Annotated in this window: 4 protein-coding genes and 1 pseudogene; all 5 read left to right on the top strand. The window is 62.1% G+C overall.

Annotated features, from left to right (window positions below; translation table 11 throughout):
• Positions 1-636, top strand: a pseudogene (locus tag HP499_RS20700) (helix-turn-helix domain-containing protein); the annotation flags it as partial.
• 96 nt (positions 637-732) lie between these two features.
• Positions 733-2,256: an aldehyde dehydrogenase family protein gene (locus HP499_RS20705; RefSeq protein ID WP_091549829.1), complete on the top strand. Its 1,524-nt coding sequence runs from the start codon at positions 733-735 to the stop codon at positions 2,254-2,256.
• 104 nt (positions 2,257-2,360) lie between these two features.
• On the top strand, positions 2,361-3,371 hold the full coding sequence (adhP, locus tag HP499_RS20710; protein ID WP_172326014.1) for an alcohol dehydrogenase AdhP: 1,011 nt from the start codon (positions 2,361-2,363) through the stop codon (positions 3,369-3,371).
• Positions 3,371-3,787 carry a DUF779 domain-containing protein gene (locus HP499_RS20715; RefSeq protein WP_172326012.1) on the top strand — a complete coding sequence of 139 codons (417 nt, stop codon included), beginning with the start codon at positions 3,371-3,373 and terminating at the stop codon, positions 3,785-3,787. Before adhP ends, HP499_RS20715 begins: the two co-directional genes overlap by 1 nt.
• Positions 3,788-3,953: 166 nt before the next feature.
• Positions 3,954-4,882 (top strand): amino acid permease (locus HP499_RS20720; RefSeq protein WP_172326013.1); only part of this gene is annotated, 929 nt, incomplete at its 3' end.

Genomic DNA, 4,882 nt, shown 5'->3' on the forward strand with positions numbered 1-4,882 from the left:
CGACGCCGGAGCGCGGCCGCCGCCTCCGGCCACACGCTGTACCGGAACAGCCTGCAGTTGTTGGGACGCGACCAAGCCTTGCTCAGCATCGACGGCAGGACAGTGTCCTTGTCCGCCAGGCACAGCGAGATCCTGGCCATCCTCAGCAATCATCCCGCTGGACTCAGCGCGGATGACTTGTGCGCCCAGCTGTATCCGGGCGATGGCTCAGCTGTCACCCTGAGGGCGGAAATGGTGCGCCTCCGCAAAGTCATCCTGGAACTCAGCCCCGGGGCGGTCCCCGAGTCGCGGCCTTACCGTTTGCCGGTTGAGTTGCTGCCCGACTCCGGTCAGGTCCTCAGCTGCCTTCAGCGCGGTGCGCACCGCATCGCCTTGGAAATTTACAAAGGCGGGCTTTTGCCGCGATCGGAGGCGCCCGGCGTCGTGCAGTTGCGTGAGAGGGTCTCGCACTTGCTGCGCGAGGCGCTGCTCAGTGACGGCAGCGTGGATTCGCTCCTCAAGTACGCTGAGCTGCCGGAGGCGAAGTACGACGTCGACCTCCGCCTGGCCGTGTTGAAGCTGCTGCCGCCGCGCTCGCCCAAGCGGGCCGCCGTCGTGGCTGATCTTGAACGCATCGACAGGGAAATGAAAGCGTGAGCTGACTCACATGGTTGCAACGTAGCTGCAACCTCCCCGCTCCTAGGCTCGGATCAATGGCGACAGCCACCGTGATTCGCAGCAAAGGAGCTAGCAATGACTGTTTACGCACAGCCGGGTGCCGAGGGTTCGAAGGTCACTTTCAAGGACCGGTACGAGAACTGGATCGGCGGCGAGTGGGTTGCCCCGGTCAAGGGCGCCTACTTTGAGAACATCACCCCCGTCACGGGCAAGGCCTTCTGCGAAGTTGCCCGCGGCACCTCCGAGGACATCGAGTTGGCGCTGGACGCCGCCCACAAGGTTGCACCTTCCTGGGGCAAGACGTCCGCTACCGAGCGTGCAGCGATCCTGAACAAGATTGCCGATCGCATTGATGAGAACGTTGAGCTCCTTGCGGTCGCGGAAACCTGGGACAACGGCAAGCCGGTCCGCGAAACCCTGAATGCCGACATCCCCTTGGCAGCGGATCACTTCCGTTACTTTGCCTCCGCCGTCCGCGCGCAGGAGGGCCACCTGTCCCAGCTGGATGAGGACACCACCGCCTACCACTTCAAGGAGCCGCTGGGCGTTGTTGGCCAGATCATCCCGTGGAACTTCCCCATCCTCATGGCAGTCTGGAAGCTGGCACCGGCGCTCGCCGCCGGCAACGCCGTAGTCCTCAAGCCCGCCGAGCAGACGCCCACGTCAATCCTGGTCCTCATGGAACTCATCGGCGATCTCCTCCCGGCCGGTGTGGTGAACGTCGTCAATGGCTTCGGTGTAGAGGCGGGCAAGCCGCTGGCTTCCAGTTCCCGAATCCGCAAGATCGCCTTCACGGGTGAAACCACCACCGGCCGCCTCATCAGCCAGTACGCGTCCAACAACCTCATTCCGGTCACTCTGGAACTTGGCGGCAAGAGCCCCAACATCTTCTTCGACGATGTCGCGGACCAGAATGACGCTTTCTATGACAAGGCCCAGGAGGGCTTCACGCTCTTTGCCTTCAACCAGGGCGAAGTCTGCACCTGCCCGTCCCGGGCACTGGTCCAGGAAGGCATCTACGACTCCTTCATGACCGACGTTGTGGCCCGGACCAACAGCATCATCCAGGGCAACCCCCTCGATACCGATACCCAGGTTGGCGCCCAGGCGTCCAATGACCAGCTGGAGAAGATCCTTTCCTACATCGACATCGGAAAGCAGGAGGGCGCCAAGCTCCTCACCGGCGGTGCCCGGGCCGAGCTGTCCGGCGATCTCGCCGGCGGTTACTACGTCCAGCCCACCATTTTCGAAGGCCACAACCGGATGCGCATCTTCCAGGAGGAGATCTTCGGCCCGGTAGTGTCCGTCACCAAGTTCAGCGACTACAACGACGCCATCGGCATCGCCAATGACACCCTCTACGGCCTTGGTGCCGGAGTGTGGTCGCGCAACGGAAACGTCGCCTACCGTGCAGGCCGGGAAATCCAGGCCGGCCGCGTGTGGGTCAACAACTACCACGCCTACCCGGCAGGTGCCGCCTTCGGTGGCTACAAGTCCTCAGGTATTGGCCGTGAGAACCACGCCATGATGCTGGACCACTACCAGCAGACCAAGAACCTCCTGGTCAGCTACAACGAGAACAAGCTCGGCTTCTTCTAAAAGTTTTTGTACAGCAGATGCCCTTCTGGAGTGGTTTTAGGGGCATCAGCTGTACAAAAACTCCCATCATTCGTACAGATCAAAGGAGATCGTCAATGACCACCATGCAAGCAGCAGTAGTTACCGAATTCGGAACCGACCTTACGGTCAAGGAAGTGGAACGCCCGACGCCGGGTCCCGGCCAAGCGCTGGTCCGCCTCATTACGTCCGGGGTATGTCATACCGACCTGCACGCCGCCGAAGGCGACTGGCCGGTCAAGCCGACACCACCGTTCATTCCCGGCCATGAAGGAGTGGGCGAAGTGGTGGCACTGGGGGAGGGTGTCACCGATGTTGCCCTTGGCGAGCTTGTCGGCAACGCCTGGCTGTGGTCCGCTTGCGGAGACTGCCAGTACTGCCGCACCGGTTGGGAGACGCTCTGCGAGTCCCAGCAGAACGGCGGCTACAGCGTGGATGGCTCGTTCGGCGAGTACATGCTGGTGGACACCCGCTTTGCTGCCCGCATCCCGGCAGGCTCGGACCCGGTGGAAGTGGCACCGGTGCTGTGTGCCGGCGTCACCGTTTACAAGGGCCTGAAGATGACCGAGACCAGGCCGGGACAGTGGGTCACCATCTCCGGCATCGGCGGACTGGGGCACATTGCTGTCCAGTACGCCGTAGCCATGGGGCTCCGGGTAGCGGCGGTGGACATTGCTGATGACAAGCTGGCCCTGGCCCGGGAACACGGCGCCGAGCTGACGGTCAACGCACTGCATGAAGATACGGCGGAGGTCATCCAGCGTGAAACGGGCGGCTGCCACGGTGTACTGGTGACCGCAGTCCACCCTTCGGCTTTCGGCCAGGCGATCGGCATGGCGCGCCGCGGTGGAACCATCGTCTTCAACGGGCTGCCTCCGGGAGACTTCCCGGCGCCGATCTTCGAGATCGTCCTCAAGGGCCTCACGGTCCGCGGCTCAATCGTGGGAACGCGGCAGGACCTCGAGGAAGCGTTGGAGTTCTACGCGCAGGGGAAGATCAAGCCAACGGTCTCCACTCGGGAACTGTCCGAGGTCAACGCGGTCTTTGACGAAATGAAGCACGCCAAGATCGACGGCCGAGTGGTCCTGACGTTCTGATGAACAACATCAGCGTGGAAGCTGCGGTGACGCTGCCCGGGGAGGACTTCTCCCGGGTGGCGCTCACCGCGGTATCCGTGGAACTCCTCCGCAAGCTCTGGGTTCAGCATGGGCCACTGATGTTCCACCAGTCCGGTGGTTGCTGTGACGGATCGGCTCCCATGTGCTATCCGGCGGGGGAGTTCCTGACCGGTGACTCGGATGTCCTTCTGGGCAGGTTCGATATCGGAGCAGGAGGAGAGCCGCAGCCCTTGGAGTTCTGGATGTCCAAGGAGCAGTTCAACTACTGGTCGCATACGCACCTCACAGTCGATGTTGTCCCGGGCCGGGGGAGCGGTTTTTCAGTGGAGTCACCCGAGGGCAAACGGTTCCTGATCCGTTCCACCCTCATGGACTGGGACGTGCCCGGTATTTAGGACTCCTGGCTGGTGTGACGGGGGCTACCCGCCCTCGTCCCACCAGTCACACCTGTCACGGGGTTTCGTGGTTCGTCTCACTATCTGGGATAAATATGGTCGTCCAAGGGCCGGACACTATTCTTGATGAGTCCTATACCACTCCCATCCAGAATGTGGCATTTTTATGAACATTTTCAGGACCAAGTCGATTGAGCAGTCGATCGCCGATGCCGACGAACCCGGTCGCAAGCTCAAGCGCAGCCTGAGCACTTGGGACCTCATGATCATGGGCGTCGCCGTTGCTGTCGGCGCCGGGATCTTCTCGGTTGGCGCCAAGGCTGCCGCAAACTTTGCCGGCCCCGCCGTCACTATCTCCTTCGCCATCGCCGCTGTCACCTGTGCTTTGGCCATCATGTGCTACGCCGAGTTCGCCACCGCGATTCCCGTGGCCGGCTCCGCCTACGTCTTCACATACGCCACCATGGGCGAAGTCCTTGCTTGGATCATCGGGTGGAACCTCATCCTTGAGCTCTTCACCGCTGCGGCCGTGATCGCCAAGTACTGGGGGATCTACCTCAGCACGGTCTTTGGCCTGATGGGTGTGGAGATGCCGCCGTCAATCCAGGTGGCCGGCATTGACCTCTACTGGGGTGCCTTCCTCATTGTTGCCATCTTCACCGTGCTCCTGGTGCTAGGGACAAAGTTGTCCGCCCGCGTCGGTAACGTCTTTACGCTGATCAAGATCGCCGTGGTGCTGTTCGTGATCGTTGTCGGCTTCAGCTACGTGAAGTTCTCCAACTACACCCCCTTCATCCCTGCCTCGCAGCCTACTGACTCCGGTGCCGCCGACGTCATGAAGCAGTCCTTCTTCGGCTTCCTCACCGGCGCTGCTCCGGCCCAGTACGGCACCCTCGGCGTCTTCGCCGGTGCCGCCCTGGTGTTCTTCGCCTTCATCGGCTTCGACGTAGTGGCAACCTCCGCAGAAGAGGTCAAGAACCCGCAGAAGACCCTGCCGCGCGGTATCTTCGGTGGCCTTGCGGTGGTTACGCTGCTGTACATCCTGGTCTCCCTCGCGTTGACGGGCATGGTTTCCTACACGCAGCTGGCCGAGGT

It is taken from the genome of Paenarthrobacter sp. CM16 (genome assembly GCF_013179505.1).
GTDB lineage: Bacteria > Actinomycetota > Actinomycetes > Actinomycetales > Micrococcaceae > Arthrobacter.

What these genes read in the sequence shown, in the direction of transcription:
- HP499_RS20705 (WP_091549829.1), top strand. Translation starts at nt 733, where the DNA reads ATGACTGTTTACGCACAGCCGGGTGCCGAGGGTTCGAAGGTCACTTTC.
- adhP (WP_172326014.1), top strand. Translation starts at nt 2,361, where the DNA reads ATGCAAGCAGCAGTAGTTACCGAATTCGGAACCGACCTTACGGTCAAG.
- HP499_RS20715 (WP_172326012.1), top strand. Translation starts at nt 3,371, where the DNA reads ATGAACAACATCAGCGTGGAAGCTGCGGTGACGCTGCCCGGGGAGGAC.